The 19,002-nt window shown below is 63.0% G+C and carries 16 protein-coding genes and 2 pseudogenes; 11 read left to right on the top strand and 7 right to left on the bottom strand.

Features of this window, described 5'->3' with window-relative positions; genetic code table 11:
* Positions 1-149 precede the first annotated feature (149 nt).
* Together PQQ53_RS09620 and PQQ53_RS09615 are read left to right on the top strand one after the other, a co-directional pair.
* Complete coding sequence (locus PQQ53_RS09620; protein ID WP_408139192.1) at positions 150-611, top strand: hypothetical protein; 462 nt, start codon at positions 150-152, stop codon at positions 609-611.
* 23 nt (positions 612-634) lie between these two features.
* On the top strand, positions 635-889 hold the full coding sequence (locus tag PQQ53_RS09615) for a hypothetical protein (protein ID WP_408139194.1): 255 nt from the start codon (positions 635-637) through the stop codon (positions 887-889).
* 157 nt (positions 890-1,046) lie between these two features.
* Here the strand turns inward: PQQ53_RS09615 and PQQ53_RS09610 are convergent, their stop codons facing one another.
* From PQQ53_RS09610 to PQQ53_RS09600, 3 genes are read right to left on the bottom strand one after another with little or no spacing between them, the layout of a single operon-like run.
* Positions 1,047-1,358: an AtuA-related protein gene (locus PQQ53_RS09610; protein WP_408139196.1), complete on the bottom strand. Its 312-nt coding sequence runs from the start codon at positions 1,356-1,358 to the stop codon at positions 1,047-1,049.
* Position 1,359: 1 nt separating this feature from the next.
* Complete coding sequence (locus tag PQQ53_RS09605) at positions 1,360-2,721, bottom strand: acyclic terpene utilization AtuA family protein (RefSeq protein WP_408139197.1); 1,362 nt, start codon at positions 2,719-2,721, stop codon at positions 1,360-1,362.
* Positions 2,722-2,746: 25 nt separating this feature from the next.
* The gene (locus tag PQQ53_RS09600; protein WP_408323846.1) at positions 2,747-4,051 is read right to left on the bottom strand and encodes a CitMHS family transporter; all 1,305 of its coding nucleotides are present in this window, start codon (positions 4,049-4,051) and stop codon (positions 2,747-2,749) included.
* 98 nt (positions 4,052-4,149) lie between these two features.
* On the opposite strand from PQQ53_RS09600, the gene PQQ53_RS09595 reads away from it, so the two are divergent.
* Positions 4,150-5,055 carry a LysR family transcriptional regulator gene (locus PQQ53_RS09595; protein WP_408151935.1) on the top strand — a complete coding sequence of 302 codons (906 nt, stop codon included), beginning with the start codon at positions 4,150-4,152 and terminating at the stop codon, positions 5,053-5,055.
* Between the two features lie 81 nt (positions 5,056-5,136).
* On the opposite strand, the gene PQQ53_RS09590 is transcribed toward PQQ53_RS09595, so the two are convergent.
* On the bottom strand, positions 5,137-5,907 hold the full coding sequence (locus PQQ53_RS09590) for a hypothetical protein (RefSeq protein WP_408323844.1): 771 nt from the start codon (positions 5,905-5,907) through the stop codon (positions 5,137-5,139).
* A 501-nt stretch (positions 5,908-6,408) separates the two neighbouring features.
* On the opposite strand from PQQ53_RS09590, the gene PQQ53_RS09585 reads away from it, so the two are divergent.
* The 7 genes from PQQ53_RS09585 to PQQ53_RS09555 all read left to right on the top strand — a co-directional run bounded on the left by PQQ53_RS09585 (position 6,409) and on the right by PQQ53_RS09555 (position 15,405).
* Positions 6,409-7,332, top strand: coding sequence for an aspartyl protease family protein (locus tag PQQ53_RS09585; RefSeq protein WP_408323842.1), 924 nt, complete (start codon positions 6,409-6,411; stop codon positions 7,330-7,332).
* 151 nt (positions 7,333-7,483) lie between these two features.
* Positions 7,484-9,757 (top strand): DUF3141 domain-containing protein, encoded by a 2,274-nt coding sequence (locus tag PQQ53_RS09580; protein ID WP_408323840.1) that lies wholly within the window; start codon positions 7,484-7,486, stop codon positions 9,755-9,757.
* Positions 9,758-9,834: 77 nt separating this feature from the next.
* Positions 9,835-10,776, top strand: coding sequence for a phosphate acetyltransferase (locus tag PQQ53_RS09575; protein WP_408139205.1), 942 nt, complete (start codon positions 9,835-9,837; stop codon positions 10,774-10,776).
* Positions 10,777-10,785: 9 nt separating this feature from the next.
* Positions 10,786-11,964, top strand: coding sequence for an acetate/propionate family kinase (locus tag PQQ53_RS09570; RefSeq protein WP_408323837.1), 1,179 nt, complete (start codon positions 10,786-10,788; stop codon positions 11,962-11,964).
* Positions 11,965-11,966: 2 nt separating this feature from the next.
* Complete coding sequence (fabI, locus tag PQQ53_RS09565) at positions 11,967-12,749, top strand: enoyl-ACP reductase FabI (protein ID WP_408139207.1); 783 nt, start codon at positions 11,967-11,969, stop codon at positions 12,747-12,749.
* 294 nt (positions 12,750-13,043) lie between these two features.
* Positions 13,044-13,916, top strand: a complete 873-nt coding sequence (locus PQQ53_RS09560; RefSeq protein WP_408323835.1) for an AraC family transcriptional regulator — start codon at positions 13,044-13,046, stop codon at positions 13,914-13,916.
* A gap of 277 nt (positions 13,917-14,193) precedes the next feature.
* Positions 14,194-15,405: a GGDEF domain-containing protein gene (locus tag PQQ53_RS09555; RefSeq protein ID WP_408139209.1), complete on the top strand. Its 1,212-nt coding sequence runs from the start codon at positions 14,194-14,196 to the stop codon at positions 15,403-15,405.
* Between the two features lie 112 nt (positions 15,406-15,517).
* On the opposite strand, the gene PQQ53_RS09550 is transcribed toward PQQ53_RS09555, so the two are convergent.
* Positions 15,518-17,458: a methyl-accepting chemotaxis protein gene (locus tag PQQ53_RS09550; RefSeq protein WP_408323833.1), complete on the bottom strand. Its 1,941-nt coding sequence runs from the start codon at positions 17,456-17,458 to the stop codon at positions 15,518-15,520.
* A gap of 521 nt (positions 17,459-17,979) precedes the next feature.
* Here PQQ53_RS09550 and PQQ53_RS09545 point away from each other — a divergent pair.
* Positions 17,980-18,288, top strand: a complete 309-nt coding sequence (locus PQQ53_RS09545) for a DUF4148 domain-containing protein (protein ID WP_408139213.1) — start codon at positions 17,980-17,982, stop codon at positions 18,286-18,288.
* Between the two features lie 131 nt (positions 18,289-18,419).
* Here the strand turns inward: PQQ53_RS09545 and PQQ53_RS09540 are convergent.
* Positions 18,420-18,659: pseudogene (locus PQQ53_RS09540) on the bottom strand (alpha/beta fold hydrolase); the annotation flags it as partial.
* A pseudogene (locus tag PQQ53_RS09535) lies at positions 18,660-18,958 on the bottom strand (transposase); the annotation flags it as partial.
* Positions 18,959-19,002 lie beyond the last annotated feature (44 nt).

Here is a 19,002-nt window from a genome sequence, read left to right as displayed (position 1 = left end):
TCTACTTGTGCAAAAGCGGATCAGTTGCCGGAGGCTGGGCGTGCTGCCGGACTTAAAAGACAGCATCTAACCGGCAATTAAAAAGCTGACGGCTGGTAGAACTTAAAATGGTCTGAGCAACAAGCCGGCTTTCAACAGAGGAATCCGTATTGACGAAATCGGGCGCGGCGATTTTTCTGACTGAGTGGCAAATACGTTATTCGCGCGATTTATTGAGCCATGTAGTTTGCGCAAACGTTCTCCATGTGCACGATCTTCTCGTCATACTTAAGCGCCCGATGGGAAAAGGTAACAGTTACCAAACGAGATTTGACAATATTACAATGGCCTTTCTTAAATCTAAGATTGAGAGGGCACGCATGGTTCTATATCACCGTGGCGCAGCGATTCAGGCGTCGAGTGTCAGATACGGCCACACTTTCGTCGCCCGCGCCTGCATTCTGAAAGAAGACGGCGAATCCACGTCGCTGGGGGATCTCGGGCAGTTCGCAAGCCCCGCGTGCGCTTATGAATTTGCGGTGCGCTGTGCAAGTGCTTTTGTGGACGGCATGCCGATGCCTCGCTGCCCATTCGGCAAATCATCACACGTGGACGAAACAGTTAATAACTAAAGTTCTAGGAAAAGGGGGCCGCGATGTACAAACCTGTATTAAGCCGCTTTCAATATACGCGCCGGCACGGCAAGCAACGCACTTATGACGTCACGGTCAATCTCGTGCAAAAGGCTTCTGGTGTCTGTACGTATGCCGCATGGGTGCATTATCAAGCTGAATTCAAGGGTTCGGGATTGATGCTGCCACTCGTTGCCAATACTCCTGATGCCGCCGTGCGCGAAGCACAGATGCGCATTCAGGAAGACATCGACAATCTGATCGGTATTGTCGAGTAGATAATCAATCCGGCCGGCGCAATGCGGAGTGAACTGTGCATGCGCGGCCTCTCGTGGTGCTTATACCAGCAGGTCTTCGTAGAACGCACCGAATCGCCGCGTCGGATGAGCGGGTTGTATTTCGCGTATTGCCCTTCGGCCACACGCCGCGTGCTCTTCAAGGCAGATCGGCAATGTCCAGCCCCATCACCGCCGAGCTCAACGATTTGCCGTGCGCATCGAGTGCGAGCGAACGCGTGACACCGCCGCCAAGCGCCTCTCCCAGCACGAAATTGAATGCCGCGAGATGCGGCAATTCATAGCGCACCACCTCGCCACGCACGACGTCGCGCAAATGCGATTTCACGCGATCCGCGGATAACTCGCGCCGCAGATGTTCGTAATGGCTCGGGTCGTAGCATATGACCGACACGTTCAGCGTATTGCCCTTGTCACCTGTTCTGGAATGGGCAAGTTCTCGCAGTTTCATTTCACGCCTCCACAAACTCGAATGCCGGATCGACGTCGACGCGCGGCAGCAATACGGATTGAACCGCGAGTACCTCTCGCGTCGACCTGGTGACGCCTCCGCCGCCTGCGGGGCCATTCGTATAGAGCGTTTCCACTTCGTTGCCAATCCGCTGCGCTTCCTCGGCCGACGCGGCGCGCCCCGTCACACGTGCGCGCACTTCGTACGGCTGAGTGCCGCCCGCTGTCCCCGCGCTCTCGCCATGCAACGCGTTCACGCCGATCAGATCGAACCGCAGCTCACTCGTCTGCGCGCCGGTCAGTTGCAACCGTTCCCGCACGATATCGAGTGCGAGCCGGCCGCGCTCGACAGCGCCCGGACCGCCATAAGAAATCTGTCCTTCCCCGATGTATCCGTCGGTATACGCCACTGACACCTTGAGCGTGTCGGTGCACGGCGTACCACGTCCGCCGGTCACGCGGACGCGATCCGGCGCTTCCTCGCTCACGCGAACGCCGGTGAAATCCGCGACGACATCGGGTTGCAAATAGCGAGCCGGGTCGTGAATCTCGTAGATCAGTTGCTCCTTGCAGGTCGCCTCGGTCACGCGCCCGCCGGCCTGCGCGACTTTCGTGATGATGACGGAACCATCCTCGCTCACCTCGCCGATCGGAAATCCGAGGCGCGCGAGATTCGGCACGTCCTTGAAGCCCGGGTCGGCGAAATAGCCGCCCGTGACCTGCCCCGCACACTCAAGCAAATGCCCGACGACGGTCGCTTGCCCTAGCGTGTTCCAGTCGTCCATTTTCCAGCCGAATTCGTGGATCAGCGGCGCGGTGAAAAGCGACGGGTCCGCCACGCGCCCCGTCAGCACGATATCCGCGCCGGCCGCGAGCGCGGCGACAAGCGGCGCGGCGCCGAGATACGCGTTCGCCGAAACGATACGATCGTTGAACGACGTGACGCTTTGCCCCGACTCCTCGAAATTGAAATGACCTCGCTGCACGACGTCGAGAACATCATCGCCGGTGACGGCGGCGATCTTCAGGCCGTCAAGTCCGAGTTCGCGCGCGATCTGCGCGGTCTTGCGCGCGGCCGCTCGCGGGTTCGCCGCGCCCATGTTGGAAATGATGCGCACGCCATTGCGCGCGGCGATCGGCAGCACCGCCCTCATGCGCGCCTCCAGCAGCGGATCGTAGCCGAGTTCAGGGTCTTTGCGGCGGCTCTGCTGCGCAAGCGCGATCGTCCGCTCGGCAAGGCATTCGAACACGAGGTAGTCGAGCTTGCCGGATTCGGCCAGTTCGACCGCGGGTTCGATCCGGTCGCCGGAATAACCCGCGCCTGCGCCGATGCGCACGCGGCGTGGGTGTTGAGTTGTCGTCATACGGATACCGCCTGTCGAAAAGGACTCAAAGAGGAAACACGCCGAGCACGACGCACGCGATCGTCATGACGATCGACGCGCCGAAGAGCAGCGGAAAGCTGAATTTCTGGTGATCGGCGAGATCGATACCGCACAGCCCGACGACGAGAAACGTCGCTGGCGTGAGCGGGCTCACCGGAAAACCTGTGGTCATCTGGCCAAGCAACGCAGCCTGGCCGACGTGCACCGCCGGCACGCCGAGCTGTCCCGCGACTTCGGCCACCACGGGTAGTACGCCGAAGTAAAAAGAGTCGGGATCGAACAGCATGCTGAGCGGCATCGACACGAGGCCTAACGCAACGGGGATATGACTCGCCATCGCCTGCGGCACGAAACCGACAGCCGCCTGCGCCATTGCCCTGAGCATGCCGCTGCCCTGCATGATGCCGGTGAATACGCCCGCTGCGAGTAGAATGCCGGCCATCATCAGCGCGGCGCGCGCATGTGCGTCGATACGCTTGCGCTGCATTTCCACATTCGGATAGTTCACCATCAACGCGATGCACAGGCCCACCATGAACATGATCGCGGGCGGGACCTTTTCGCCGAGCACGACCATCGTGCCGAGCACCACCAGCGTCAGGACGATGTTGAACCAGAAGTTCTTTGGCCGCCGGAGCGCCTGTTCTTCCGGCGTGAGTTCGCGCCTGGGCATCGGCACCGCACCGTCCGCGCGGAAGTACCCGAGGCGCTTTTCCTCGCGCCGGCCGAGCCAGAATGCCATGCCGAACACAAAGACGAGTCCGACGATCTGCACGGGAATCAGCGGATTGAACAGCGCCGAGATCGGCAGATGCAGCGACGCCGACGCGCGGATCATCGGCCCGGTCCACGGCAGGAAGTTGATGCCCGCCGCCATCGAGACCGCGGCGGCGAGCACGCGCCGGTCCATTTTCAGGCGGTCGTAGAGCGGCAGCATCGCGGGAATCGTCACGAGAAAGCACACGGCGCCGGAGCCGTCCAGATGAATCAGCAGCGCGAGCAGCGTCGTGCCCATCACGATACGCGTCGGCTTCGTGCCGACCGCGCGCAGAATCCGGTCGATGATCGGGTCCAGCGTGCCCGCGTCGGTAATGGTGCCGAAATACAGAATCGCGAACACGAACATGCCGACCACCGGCGCGAGACTCTTCAACCCGTCGATCACGAACTTGCTCGTCTGAAACCCGAACCCGCCGATCAGCGAAGCGGCAATAGGCACGATGATGAGCGCGACGAGCGGCGACATGCGTTTCGAAAGGATCGCCCCCAACAGGACGACGATGGTTGCCAGCCCCAGCAATGGAAGCATGAACTTGTCTCCAGATTTGTCTTTTAGTGGGCCCAGCGTAAATTCGCGCCTACAATAAATCAATTGAAATGATTTGATTGCAACAATCACAAAATGTAATGGATCTGACCTTCCGCGATGTTCGTGCCTTCATCGCCGTGGCGCACGCGGCCAGCTTCACGCGCGCGGCGACGCGTCTGAATGTTTCGCAGCCCGCGCTGACCGTGCAGATTCGGCGTCTGGAGCAGACAGTTGGCGTGCGGCTGCTGGACCGCAACAGCAGGAACGTCACGCTGACACCGGCGGGCCGCGAACTCTTACCGGTGCTGCAAAAGTCGCTTCAGGACATGGAACATGTATTGAGCGACGCCCGCGCGCTCGGTGAAGGGACGAGCGGCACCGTGAGACTCGCGTGTCTGCCGACCTTTGCCGCGAGCGTGCTGCCCGAGCTGATTCAGGATCTGAAGCAGGAGGTGCCGCGCGCCCGCTTTTACATTCGCGACGTCGTAGCGGATAGAGTGAATGCGCTAGTGCGCAACGAAGAGGTCGACATCGGATTGACGGGCGGTGATCTCTCCGACACGGCATTCGAAGTCTTGCATGCCGGCGTCGATCGCCTGGTGGTGGTATGCCAGAAGGAGCACCCGCTGGCGCGCGGGCGGCGCGTGAAGCTCGAAGAGCTTGCCCGCGTGCCGCTCGTGCTGACGGCACAGGGAACGAGCGTCAGAGCGGTTGTCGATGCCGCGTTCGAAAACTGCGGCTACGCGCCCGACATCGCGTGCGAGCCGACCTACATGATGACCGCGGTAGCGATGGTGCGCGGCGGCCTGGGTGTGACGATCCTGCCTGCCACGGCGCGGGAAGTGCTCGCCGAACCAGGGCTGGTTGCAAGGCCGATCGGCGACCAGGCGTTCGTGCGGCCGATCGCGCTGATCAAGAAGCGCGGGCGCACGCTGCCTCCGGTCACGGAGAAGTTCGTCGCGGCAATGAAGAAGAAAATCGGCGCGACGCGTCGGCGATCATAGACACGTGGTGAGGCGAACAAACCCTCCGCAAGCCGAAACTTGCTACGTGGCGACTCGCTCCTTCAGCCGTTGGCTTGCCGCTCATCTGCGCGTCGATGCCGTCGCCAGCCCGCTCTGCGCGCGCTGCAGCCACTCCCGGTTGTGCTCCCGTGCGTGACGCGGCCAGTGTTTGGCATCCTGAACGATTTCCGCGTACAGGGTGTCCGCTCGCTCGCGATCCGCAGCGTCCGGCTGCGCCGCCAGCCAGTCCGCGAACAGACAGCGCGGCGCCACGTCGTTCGCGCAGGTCAACGCCTGCTCGAAGGCCGCACGCGTACCGGGGGCTCCCAGCGCGGCAAGCGTGCGGGCATACAGCAGCGCCGGCTCGCCTTGATTGCGGGCCTGTGGATTGGCCGCGAACAGGCTTGCCAACGTGGCGTCGGTGGCCGTGTAGTTGCCCATTGCAAACTGCGCGCGACCCAGGCCGAGCAGTAACGCCGGGTCGTTGGCGAACGGCCCGTTGGCGGCGGCCTGATAGTGCTCGAGCGCTTCGCTGGCATTACCGGCTGCCAGCAACGCTTCGCCGAGCCGCATGCGGTGCTGGACAGTAGGCGCGCGGTCGAATTGAGCGCGCGCCTCGCGCACCGCGCGATTGGGGTCGACGAACTGCGTGATGGCTTGCGTGGCCGCGCGCGCGCCGCGAGATTGGCGCAGGCTCGGCAGGTAGATGGCGAACAGATAGACCACACTACCCAGCATCGGGAAAGCGAACAGAATGAATAGCCAATACAGCCCCTGCCGGCTGCGCACCGCATGCACCGCAAAGCAGATCGCGACGATAACGTGCAGACCGATTCCAAAGAAATATGGCATGTATATTCAACCTTCGTTCAACTTTCGAGTCGATGAGAGCGCCTGCCGGAAATGGCCGCGCTGATCCTTTATCGATAAGTTTATTACAGCGGGCGTTCGCGCGACATTTAACTCCGCCCATACCTTCAGGCATTCAGCCAATACACACCAATCGACATTGAACGAATTGCTTTCTGGAATAGCGGCGGCTCGACCATAACCGACGAGCACAGATCAGCCTATGCGGCCCAGAACGATAAAGAGCGTCGATCGGGCATTCACCCGCCTGCGCTCCATTCCGGCGAGGCTTCGAGCGAAAACCGCAATCAGGCCATTGGCAAAACTCACCGGGCATTAGGCTCGCCGGGTATCGCATCGCTATGCGGTATAGGTGGATTGTCGCTCCCGCTTTCAATTAGCGGCTGCGGCCAATCTATTCCGTAAGGCCGCGAGCGATCTGACCACGGTGGATACCTCGCGCGCACCGTCCCAGTCAGGACGGACCTGTGCAATCGCGATGCGATGAATCCGCTGGCGGCGCGGCTCGAACGTGCCGGCTACGGGCGCGGAGCGGCGAACGCGCTGACCCAGTTCGTGGACCAGTGCCGCTGGCTGGACGGTTTTCTGAATGCGACGGTGAACGACCTGATGGCGGTCAGCGACTTTAGCGCCGCTGTGAAAATCGCGGACCGTCTCGTCGAGACCGACAACACCACTCCGCAGCACTACTTCATACGCGGCCAGGCGAGAGAAGGCGCGCACGACTATGAAAACGCGCTCGCGGACTACATGCAGATCGCCCTCGTGCCGGACGTATCGCACGTCACCCGCAGCCTGTTGATTCGCGCCGCGTACATGCACGCCAAAGCAGGACACCATTGCGAAGCGATCAGCATGATTCGCATGTGGACATCGGCCGAGCCTGGGCGCGCGAATAACCCAGAGGCCAACCAGCAGATTGTCGCGTATGCCGCGCACCAGTCGTGCCTGCCGTCGTGCGCTTCAGGCGACGACACGTGCGTGCGCGAGGCCGGCAAAACGATTCGCGTGAAGGCGCTCGTCAATAGCGTGCGCGCAACGTTTATCGTCGATACGGGCGCGACTTACGTGATGTTGGCGCGCACATTCGCGCAACGGGCGCACGTCCCGCGCGGCACGGCAATCTGCCCGCCGTCGCGCGCGAGCCTTCCTCGACTTTCTCGTGGATCGCTTCAGGCGAAGCGCGAATACGCTGTTGCCGGTTTCCGCATAAAAGGGCGTGCCAGGTCCACGCGACGCGGTATGCAGCGCGACGGCGCGCTCGCTCCACGCGCTCGTCGGCCATTTCCGGTTTGCCAGTCGAAACTTCACCGTCTAAACTGGGTTGGCTGGTGCGGTGCAACACGCGCCGTGACGGGTTCGTGTCACGCATGTGACACGCCACGTCGAGGCTCGCGCACCGCGTAGTTGCGCTGCCCGTTTTATCGCTGATCGTGGTGAAAGCCGCGCTTTTGACATGGCGCGCCCTGTCTCGCCCAGTTCCGCGCCAGCCGCGTCAAACCGCGCACATGGATGCGACAGGGCCGGGGCCGACTATCTGAGGGAATTCGGAGCGACGATGACCCAGCCACAACCGCAATCCGCCCCGCCTGACTTTGGCGCTTCCCCGATTTCTTATGGCGTGCCGCTCGTGCAGGCCGCCGTCGAGTACTCCATCGACGCCTGGCAACGCGGCGTCCTGTTCGCCGACGTGCTGCGTGAGCGTGGCAACCAGTATCAGGCGCATCTGCTCGACGATACGCCGAACGTGCTCGACTTCGCCGCCGAGTTGATCGTCGACGGGAGAACGCTGCCGCGCCCGGTCAACTACGGCCTCGTGCGCATCATCGCCCCCGACGACCTCAAGCCCGCACGCGACGTCGCCGGCGTGCGCGATCCGGGGCGCCTGCGCCCGTTCGTCGTCTTCGACCCGCGCGCGGGGCACGGTCCGGGCATCGGCGGATTCAAGCGCGAAAGCGAGATCGGCGCCGCCCTGCGCGCCGGACACACGTGCTACTTCGTCGGCTTTCTGCCCGACCCGGTGCCGGGCCAGACGGTCGAAGACGTCATGCGCGCCGAAGCGACGTTCCTTGAAAAAGTCATCCAGTTGCACCCGGACAGCCCAGGCAAGCCCGCCGTGATCGGCAATTGCCAGGCCGGCTGGCAGGTGCTGATGACGGCCGCGATGCGCCCTGAGCTGTTCGGGCCGATCATCGTCGCCGGCGCGCCGGTGTCGTATTGGGCCGGCTGGCGCGGCAAGAATCCGATGCGCTATTCCGGCGGACTGCTCGGCGGTTCATGGCTCACCGCGCTGACCGGCGACCTCGGCGCCGGCCGCTTCGACGGAGCGTGGCTGGTGCAGAACTTCGAGAACATGAACCCGGCCAACACGCTGTGGCACAAGCAGTACAACCTCTACGCGAACATCGACAGCGAAGCGCAGCGCTATCTCGGCTTCGAGAAGTACTGGGGCGGCCATGTGTTCCTGAACGCGGCGGAAATGCAGTACATCGTCGATAACCTGTTCGTCGGCAACCGGCTCGTTCAGGGGGAAATCGTGACCTCGGACGGGATTCGCCTCGATCTGCGCAATATCCGTTCGCCGATCGTCGTGTTCTGCTCGTACGGCGACAACATCACGCCGCCGCCGCAAGCGCTCGGCTGGATCACCGACCTGTATCGCGACGACGCCGACGTCTTCGCCCACGACCAGACGATCGTGTATGCCACGCACGACAGCATCGGGCACCTCGGCATCTTTGTGTCCAGCAGCACGGGGCGCAAGGAGCATCACGAGTTCGTCAGCAATATCGATCTGATCGATATGCTTCCGTCGGGTGTGTATCAAGCGCAGATGGGCAAGAAAGCCGCCGCCACCCGTCACGCGGAACTCGTCGAAGGCGAGCATGTGCTGGCCGTCACGCGGCGCAGCGTCGACGACGTCCGCGCGATCGTGCAGCCCGACCCGGCGAGCGACCGCCGCTTCGCAACGGCCGCTTACGTGTCCAACCTCAATCTCGGCCTGTACCGCAGCTTCGTGCAGCCATGGCTGCACGCCTGCACGACGCCGTGGTCCGCCGATCTGGCCAGCCGGTTCCACCCGCTGCGTGTGCCCCACGAGTCCTGGTCCGACCGCAATCCGCTCGCATCAAGCGTCGCTCATCTCGCCGACAGCGTGAAGCAGGAGCGCAAGAGCGTCGCCGCCGACAATCCGTTCTGGCAGATGCAGACGTTGGTGTCGAATGCGATCGAAGCCTCGCTCGATTACTACCGCGACATGCGCGACGCGGCGGTCGAGCAGACGTTCGAGACGATCTACGGCGCGCCCTGGCTACAGGCGATGGCGGGCCTTCCCGACGCGGGCGGCAAGGAAAATGCCGCCGCCGCGTCGCCGCCGGACACGGCACAGGAGCCCGACGCGGCGAGCGTGGCCGAGCACCAGCGCCTGTGCGCGGCGATGACGGCGGGCGGACTGATCGAAGCGAGCGTGCGCGCGTTGCTGTTCGTGCGCCGCACGCATGGGGAGGCCGACGAGCGGCGCTTCAATCTCGCGCGGGCGCTGCTCGGCACGCTCTCCGATCGCGGGATTCTGGCGTTCAAAAAGGTGGTGCGCGAGCAGGCCGCGTTGCTGCGCTTCGACAGCGAAGCCGCTATCGACGCGCTGCCCGGTATGCTGAAAGGCGCGCCATCGGCCAAAGTACGCTCCGCCGCCCGCCACCTCGAGCAGCTCTCCGCGACGCTCGTCCTCGATGAACACGAACGCGCGGACCTCGATCGTGTGCTGGCGATTTTCAGAGCCGCGGAGAAAGCGAAAACGACGCAGCCTGGCGAGGTTCGTCAGAAGGTCGAATGACGCGCGTCACTGTCTGTTCGCCCGGCGCCGCATCGTCGCCGGGCGCCTATCACGTTGAGACATCGAGGGTCCGTCATATGGAACACAAGCGCGAGAAATACGAGCGGCTCGTCTCGTTTGCCGCAACGCTGCCGCCTACGCCGACCGCGGTCGCGCATCCGGTCGATCACGATTCGCTGTCGGCGCTGATCGAAGCGGCGCGGCTGGGGCTGATCGCACCGATTCTCGTCGGACCGCGCGCGAAGATCATGGCCGCGGCGCAAGCCGGCGCTCTCGATCTCGGCGATCTGCCGATCGTCGATGCGCCGCACAGCCACGCCGCCGCGGCCGCCGCCGTGCAACTCGTGCACGAAGGCCAGGCACAGGCGCTGATGAAGGGCTCGCTGCACACCGACGAGCTGATGGCCGAAGTGGTCGCGCGTGGCACCGGTCTGCGCACCGAACGCCGCGTGAGCCATTGCTTCGTGATGGACGTGCCGGGCCGCGAAGACGCGCTCATCATCACCGACGCGGCCGTCAACATCTCGCCGACGCTCGACGACAAGCGCGACATCGTACAGAACGCGATCGACCTGGCCCACGCGCTGCGCTTTCCCGAGGCACGCGTCGCGATTCTCTCGGCGATGGAAACCATCAACTCGAAAGTGCCGTCGACCCTCGACGCGGCCGCGCTGTGCAAGATGGCCGACCGGCACCAGATCACCGGTGGCATCCTCGACGGCCCGCTCGCGCTCGATAACGCGATCAGCGTCGAGGCCGCGAAAATCAAGGGCATCGTGTCGCCGGTCGCGGGGCGCGCGAACGTCCTCGTGGTGCCGGATCTCGAAGCGGGCAACCTGCTCGCCAAGAGCCTGTCGTTTCTCGCGGGCGCGGACGCCGCCGGCATCGTGCTCGGCGCTAAAGTACCGATCATTCTGACGAGTCGCGCCGACTCGGTGATCACGCGGCTCGCGTCCTGCGCGGTGGCATCGCTCGTCGCGCTCGCGCGGCGCGAGGCGCTAGCCGCCGCCGTCGTCTGAGGCGGCGGCATGGACGTCATACTGGTCATCAACTCCGGCTCGTCGAGCATCAAGTTCCAGGCGTTCTCGGTGAACGGCGCCACGCTCGATCCGATCGCGGGCGGCAAGCTTGAAGAGCTTTACACGGCGCCGCGCCTGCTGGTGAAGCGGCAAGACGGCGAAGTGATCGACGATCGGCGCTGGCCGGCAGGCGAACTTCTCGCCCACGACGACGCGATCGCGTTCCTGTTCGACTGGCTGCGTGCGCACGCCGGCGCCTCGACATTGGTGGCCGTCGGCCATCGCGTCGTGCATGGCGGCGACCGTTATGCCGAGCCGGTGCGAGTCGACCCGGAGGTGCTGGCCGCGCTCGAAGCGCTCGTGCCGCTCGCGCCGCTTCATCAACCGCACAATCTCGCGGCGATCCGGTCGATCACGGCGCGCAATCCTCTCGTGCCGCAGATCGCGTGCTTCGACACCGCGTTCCACCACACGCAACCGGCCGTCGCGACACGCTATGCGCTGCCGCCTGACATCACGAGCCGCGGCGTGCGGCGCTATGGCTTCCATGGTTTGTCGTACGAGTACGTGGCGAGCGTGCTGCCGCAATTCAGCGAGCGCGCGGCGCGCGGCAAGACGGTCGTGCTGCATCTGGGCAACGGCGCGAGCATGACGGCACTGGATCAAGGCAGGAGTGTCGCGAGCACGATGGGCTTCACCGCCGTCGAAGGACTCGTGATGGGTACCCGCTCGGGCAGTCTCGACCCCGGTGTCGTGTTGTGGATGATCGAAGAAGCGCGGATGGATGCGCAGGCGATCAGTTCGCTGCTGTACAAGCGCTCGGGACTGCTCGGCGTCTCCGGCATTTCGAGCGACATGCGCACGCTGCTCGCGAGCGACGCGCCCGCCGCGGCCGAAGCGGTCGATCTTTTCTGCTACCGGATTTCGCGCGAACTCGGGTCGCTCGCGGCCGCGCTCGGCGGACTCGATGCGATCGTGTTCACCGCGGGCATCGGCGAATATGCGGCGCCGGTGCGAGAACGCGTGTGCCGCGCGGCCGCGTGGCTCGGCGTGTCGCTCGATGCGGGCGCGAATGCGCGGCACGGACCGCGTATCAGCGATGCGCACAGCGCCGTCGACGTTTGGGTCATTCCGACCAACGAGGAACTGATGATTGCCCGGCACACGCTCGAACGACTGGAGGCATAAGTATGGACAAGCCATCCGCGCAGCTATTCGCGCAACGCAAGGTGCTGATCGTCGGCATCGCCAACGAACACTCGATCGCCTATGGCTGTGCGCGCGCGTTCCGCGAGCTGGGTGCGGACCTCGCGATCACCTATCTGAACGACAAGGCGAAGGCCTACGTCGAGCCGCTCGCCGAAGAACTCGGCGCGTCGCTCCTGCTGCCGCTCGACGTCTCGAAGCCGGGCGAACTCGACAGCGTGTTCGACACGATCCGCGAACGCTGGGGGCGGCTCGACGTCGCCGTGCATTCGATCGCGTTTGCACCGAAGGAGGATCTGCAGGGCGGCCTGCTCAACAGTTCCGCCGAAGGATTCGCGAAGGCGATGGATATCTCGTGTCACTCGTTCATCCGGATGGCGCGGCTCGCGGCGCCGCTGATGAACGAAGGCGGCTCACTGTTCGCGATGAGCTACCTGGGCGCGACGCGCGTCGTGCCCAACTATGACTTGATGGGCCCGGTCAAGGCGGCGCTCGAAGCGTCGTGCCGCTATCTCGCGCACGAACTCGGGCCGAAGCACATTCGCGTGCATCCGATCTCGCCGGGGCCGTTGAAGACACGCGCGGCGTCGGGGCTCAAGGACTTCGATCTGCTGCTCAATGAGGCGGCGGAACGGGCGCCAATTGGCGAACTCGTGGATATCATGGACGTCGGCCATACCTGCGCGTTTCTTGCGACGCCTTATGCGCGGAGGATGACGGGCAATACGATTTTTGTCGACGGGGGCGTTAGCATCATGAATGGGTAGGGTCGTCAGAAAACGCGTTCGGGGAAAGACGCGCTGCGGGCCGGCGGGGCTTGTCGTTCCGGTCGCGCCACAAACCGCTGTTCACCACTGTCGGTCAAATCGCCGGCAATCGCACCACCTCCTGACGTTAGCGCCGGGAACCCGGTAGTCGGCCCGCCCGGCCGACCGCCCGGCCGACCGCCCGGCCGACCGAGTCGAGCCTCCACCGAAGAGCCCATTGCAGATCGAGCAAGCGCGGCTAGGCGGAATGTTCCCGGCATCGGCGAACATGGCGCCAATCACACGATCCAGACCATGCAAGCTCACTCCGACGCCACGACCGCCTACACGAAGCGCTTCGACGCCGTACTCGCGCATATCGATGCGAACCTCGAAGGCGATCTGTCGGTGGATGCGTTGAGCCGCATTGCGAACTTCTCGAAGTTCCATTTTCATCGACAGTTCGCCGCCTATGTGGGCGTGCCGGTCGCGCGCTACGTGCAACTGATGCGCTTGCGCCAGGCGGCCCGGCGCCTCGCCTCGCGCGAGTCCTGCTCGGTGCTCGATGCCGCGCTCGACGCGGGCTTCGACAGCCCCGAAGCCTTCAGCCGGGCGTTCAAGCGCTCGTTCGGCACGGCGCCCAGTTCGTTCCGGCAGCATCCGAGATGGCAGATCTGGAGTGCGACCTTCGTTGTCCCCTATCTTTCGAGGAAACTGACCATGCAAGTGAAAATTGTCGACTTTTCTGAAACCCGCGTCGCCGCGCTCGAACACTGCGGCCCGATTGGACTCGTCAACGGGAGCGTGCGCAAGTTCATCGACTGGCGCACGCAAAGCGGACAGTCTCCGCTGCCATCGAGCAGAACCTTCGGTATTCCGTACGGCAATCCGGATACGACGCCGGCGGAGGAATTCCGCTTCGACATTTGCGGCGAGATCGACGAAGCTGTCGCGCCAAATAGCTACGGGGTCCGGGAACTCGTCATTGCGGGCGCTCGATGTGCCGTGGTTCGGCATACGGGTTCGACCGACCATATCGGCGAGACCATCTACCCGATCTATCGCGACTGGCTTCCCGCGAGCGGAGAGGAGCTACGGGACCAGCCGTTGTTCTTCCACTACCTGAGCGTCTTTCCGGAGACTGCGCAGGACCAGTGGCAGACCGATATCTACATTCCCCTGGTGTGACGCGACGGATCCGGCGCGGCGTGATGCACGCGCGCGTCGCACCCACGCGTCGAACCGCATCTCGACCGGTCGCGGGCTTTCAGCCCTGGCCCCTCGGCTTCACGCCTCGCAATCGTTAGCGTCCTGCGCGACGCGCCCCACAGGCCGACATTGCGGCACAGCGCCCACCGAACGCATCCGCCGCTTCGGCCTGACTAGCATTATGCTGTCGAAAATTTCGGCGTAAAATGCGCCTGCCGCCGCGATGTACCGGCGTGAAAGAGCCTTTACGTCAGCGATGCATGTCGATCTCATTACCCTTTATCTCCTAGCGATCGGAACGCTTCTCGCCAGTTCCGGGATGACGCTGTGGGAGAGTCGCACGCATCCCAAGCGCAGCAAGGAATTGAAAATACTGGCAGCGGGCTACGCCACGCTCGCCATCGGCTGTGTGGCGGCGCTGTTCCGGCGCGGCCTGCCCGGCTCGACGGGCTCTGCGTTGAGCAATCTCGTCATCGTCAGCGGCTATCTGTTGATCCTGCACGGCGTCGCACTGCTGAACCGGCGGCAATACCGCACCGGCTCGATCGTCATGCTCGGCATGCTGGCACTCGCGTGGGCGGTGGCGGGCACGCGGTGGCAAGGCATCATGTGGGACTACGTGAGTTCGATCCCGATCGTGGTGGCTTGCGGTATGACGTCTCTCGAACTGCTGCGCAACGACAGCATGAAGTCGCTGCAATCGCGGTATATCGCCGTGGTGGTGTCCGGGGTCCATGCGCTCTTTTATGCGTTCCGAGCCTTCATCCTGCCGTGGCTGGCGATGACCTACGGGCGAGACATACCGACGGTCGTCGGCAAGATCACGATGTACGAAGGCGTCCTGTATTCGGTCATTCTGCCGATGACCTTGCTCACGCTCGTGCGCGAGGAAGCCCACGGTCAGCTGTTGCGGGAATCGCAAACGGATTATCTGACCGGCCTCGGTAATCGCCGATGGTTTTTCGAACAGGGTGCGCGCGTCCTTCGCGACAGCGACGCGTCCCGGCCCGTTTCACTGCTTGCCTTCGACCTCGATCACTTCAAGACGATCAACGATCGATACGGTCACGAAACCGGGGACCAGGTCCTCAAGTCGTTCGGGGAAGTTGCTCGCGGCGCGTTGGGGCCCGACGCGATTCTCTCGCGCATCGGCGGAGAAGAATTTGCCGCCCTGCTGCCCGGCCATGACGGCCTGCGTGCCAGAGAAACGGGCGAGGCGCTGCTCAGGCGGTTCGCCGAGACGGTCTCATACCGGACTGACGGAGCCGGGATACAGGCCACGGTCAGCATCGGCCTCGCGCATTCTGAAAGCGAAGCGACCACGCTTGCCGACCTGCTGGCCGCCGCCGATCAGGCGTTGTACAGCGCGAAATCGCTGGGCGGCAATCGGCTTGAATTGGCGCGGAGCGCTTCAGGCGGGCAGTCGCCGGATCAGAGCGTTGGCCGTCGCGATAGAAGCGCCGTGTAAGCGCGCGGGCGGCGTCGTGCATCCCGGCAAAGCGGCCATGCGCGACGCCTATTCATTGATCACAAAGCGTGGCTTGCTGCGCCGAGGTCGAGGGGTCGCGCGGTCTTCCCAGTCAGTGGGCCAGCTTGAACGCAGAGACCACCTGCTCCATCCGACGCGCCTGCTCCTTCAGAGACTCGCTTGCCGCCGCGGCTTCTTCAACGAGCGCCGCGTTCTGTTGAGTCACCTGGTCAAGCTGATTCACAGCGATATTGACCTGCTCGATGCCCTCGCCCTGCTGGGTGGATGCGCCGGCAATCTCATTGACGATCGTGTCGACGCCTGAAATCGAGTCGATCACGCTTCGGATGACCGAGTCCACGTCCTTGAACAGCCGTGCTCCCCCGTCGACACTGTCCGACGAGCGCTCGATCATCCCCTTCACGTCCTTGGCGGCAGTGGAAGTCCGGTGGGCAAGCGTGCGTACTTCACCCGCAACGACGGCAAATCCTTTTCCCTGCTCACCGGCTCGTGCGGCCTCGACGGCGGCATTCAGCGCCAGGATATTCGTTTGAAATGCAATGCTCTCGATGGTCGATATCATGTCGGCCATCTCTGCCGAGCGCTTGCCGATTTCATCCATCACCGTCGCCGCACGTGCGATGACCTGCCCGCTGTGACCGGCCTGTTCCGACGCCTCACGACTCAGAACGCTCGCGCGTTTCGCGTTGTCGGCGTTATGGCGCACGGTCGACGTCAACTCTTCCATGCTGGCCGCTGTCTGCTCGAGCGAAGCCGCCTGCGCCTCGGTTCTTCGGGAAAGATCGAGATTGCCTGAGGCAATCTCCTCGCTGCCGACAAGCACGGCCTCGGCGCTCGATCGGGTTGACGCGATGGCGGCGCTCAACGACGCGAGCAGCCTGTTCATCTGATCGCGCACGGACGCCAGTTCGTCGCGGCCGTCCACTGTCAGGCGACGTCGAAGGTCGCCGGCGCTCGCGAGGTTCATGCTTTCCGCGATCTCGGTAACGTCCCGGTTCGTCTGGTAAGCGAACGCGATGAACAGATAGAGCGCAAGGAACACGGACGTCGCACTGACGACGCACATGAGCGCGAAATGCGCCGCGTCGGACTTCGCTCGTTCCGTCAAAAGACTGCGCAACATCACGGCAAGCTTTTCGTGGGCCGCATAGATCGAGTCGACGGCGCGCGTTCCCATGGCGAAATAGCTTGCGGCGTCGAGAGACTCGGTATCGTGACCGTTGGCAGCGAGGTCGGCGAGCGCCTTTCCGAAGTCATCGAAGTCGCTAAAGTTCAGCGCCCGGACGTCCGCAGCCTGCGCTGTACTGCCCAATGCGCGTTGCGCGCGTTGCAGATCGCGCCGTACCGTTTCCATCTGATCGCGCAGAGAACCGGCATGCACACTGAGCGCGCCCTGGTCGGCCGGCCCCGGCTTTCCTTGACTGAGGGCCATGGCGCCTTTGCCGCGCGCGATCGCTGCCATCTCCGCTGCGTTGGGCAGCGAGAATACGACCGTGTTCATCAGATAGTAGGTGGCCGCTTTGGGATCGAGCGCCAGTTGGGACGCGTCGGCAAGATCGCCTGTGAAAGCGAAGACCGCGCGCACGAACGCCGTGTGTGCATCGAAGACGTCCTTGCCTGCGCCGGATAGCGGCATAGCCACGAGCTTCGCGTATTGCTCCGCGAGTGCATCGACCTGCTCATTGACCGAGAATGTTTTCGTCGACTTCGCCTGTTCTCGCAAGGCGGTCATCAACCGCGCCGAATCCGCGTTGGCCGCATCGAACGTCGGGCGCATGGCTTCATTGCCTGCGATCAAGGCGCCGCTCGCGCCACGCCGTTTCTGCACCGCCTTGATCAAGGCCTGACCTGTCTCGAGCAATGACACGCCCTCGAGTTCCTGCTCCGTCGAGCGGTGGGCGCTGGCATCTTCGCGCAGAATGGAGACGAGGCACACTGAGAGAGGCAGCAGGAAGAGAAGAGCAAGGACGACGAGCTTCCTCGACATCTTCATCCGACTCATCAGAGCCATGCCCGGGACAAACAATCGCATTCTTCTAAAATCCTTCGTTCAGCCAACGCGCCGGCGCGCCATCGTTTGGATCGTCTCGAACCTGAGACCCGAAGTACATATCGGCGCGCTCATGCGAATCTGAAGGATTCTTCGAAGATTGCTTGAAAATGCACTTTTGTGCAGCAAGAATTGCCCGACATCAGTGCATTAAATTTCTTTAACGCCAGGTTGGGGCACAATATTGACGCTGTTCTTTTTTCGGTAATGCACGCGGCGCGCAGGCCACATTTTCAACATGGATTCGGTGGCTGACGATGTCGACTGCTCGGACGCGATGCGCAATCCCGACTGACGTCAAAAGTCCTATGACCGCCGAAACTGGCGCAGTCGTTGTGAGAAAATCTTGATCTCACGTAAGTGAAGATAGCCTTTGGCCGATAGAACCTCTATTCGATCCTCGGCGCACTTACCGGCATTGCGTGTACGAGCGCAACATAGGACTTTGAATCGGGCCATCTGCCGCTACTGTACGGTGTCGCTCGAATGGAGGGAGACATGATATGAAGACCCCACCGATGAAGTGGCCGATGCTTGCCGCGTTGGTTTTACTGCAGGCCGGCTGCGCAGCGAGCGGCACGCCGGCAAGCACGACACACTTGAGCGCAGCGCAATGCCGCGACCTGGCCGCGCTCAGGAACAACGCGCCACCGACCGCGGAGCGAAACCGCAGCGAACTGGCGGCTTTAAGGCAGGCGGGTTATGACCCATCCAGGTGGTTCGACCCGAACTACCCGGAAGATCTGCAGGCGGCACAGCGTCAGGTCGACCGTTGGTTTGTGGCGGAATGCCAGCAGGTGCCGCCCGGTTGACGGCAAACTCATTTGAGCTGTAGCCCGCATGTCGCTTTTGCTCCGCCGGCCTGGCAGGGTGAAAAGTCTGGTGTGCCCTTTCGGTCGTTCACCTGAATCCACCGCCACTCACTTGCCGGCAAGCAGGAATGTCAAAGCCTGTCGTTCAGGAAGCTGCCGAGGGCGGACAACACCTCGTTTGGCGCATCCTCAGGCAGCAGATGACCGCCGGGCATTCCTCTGCCCGTCACATTCGCCGCCCACCTGGACCACGCGTCGAGGGGCGAGATATGCCTCCCTTTCTGTTCTCGCTCACTCCAAAGCACGAGCACCGGACAGGCAAGCGTTCGGCCCGCTGCAAAGTCGTTCGCGTCGTGTTCGAGATCCTTCGCCCAGGTGACCTGTGAGCCACATTAGCTCAACATTGCGTTGGCATTCACGCTCTAGGCGGCGACTCGACTAAACCGGTTCAGATAGCCATAGATATATATCTTTAATAGCACGTTGGATGATAAGACGGGCGACCTGTAATCGATGGCATCGCTCCATTGAAGCCCAGCGATTCAAGGTCAAGGTCTTCAACGAACGCCTCGATGATCCTGACACGATTGTCCTTGCCAACGAGTTCATCGAGGCATTCGGGAAGCAGCGTCACCTGCTTGCGATCCTCACCTTCTATGAATCGCTTCATCCGGTCACCCATGCTGAATGAGCGAATCCAGTTTAGGCGACCTA

The sequence above is a fragment of the Paraburkholderia strydomiana genome (assembly GCF_046030495.1).
Taxonomy (GTDB): Bacteria; Pseudomonadota; Gammaproteobacteria; order Burkholderiales; family Burkholderiaceae; genus Paraburkholderia; species Paraburkholderia strydomiana_A.
Note: the sequence above shows the minus strand (reverse complement) of the source record. Positions and strands in the feature narration are given on the sequence as shown.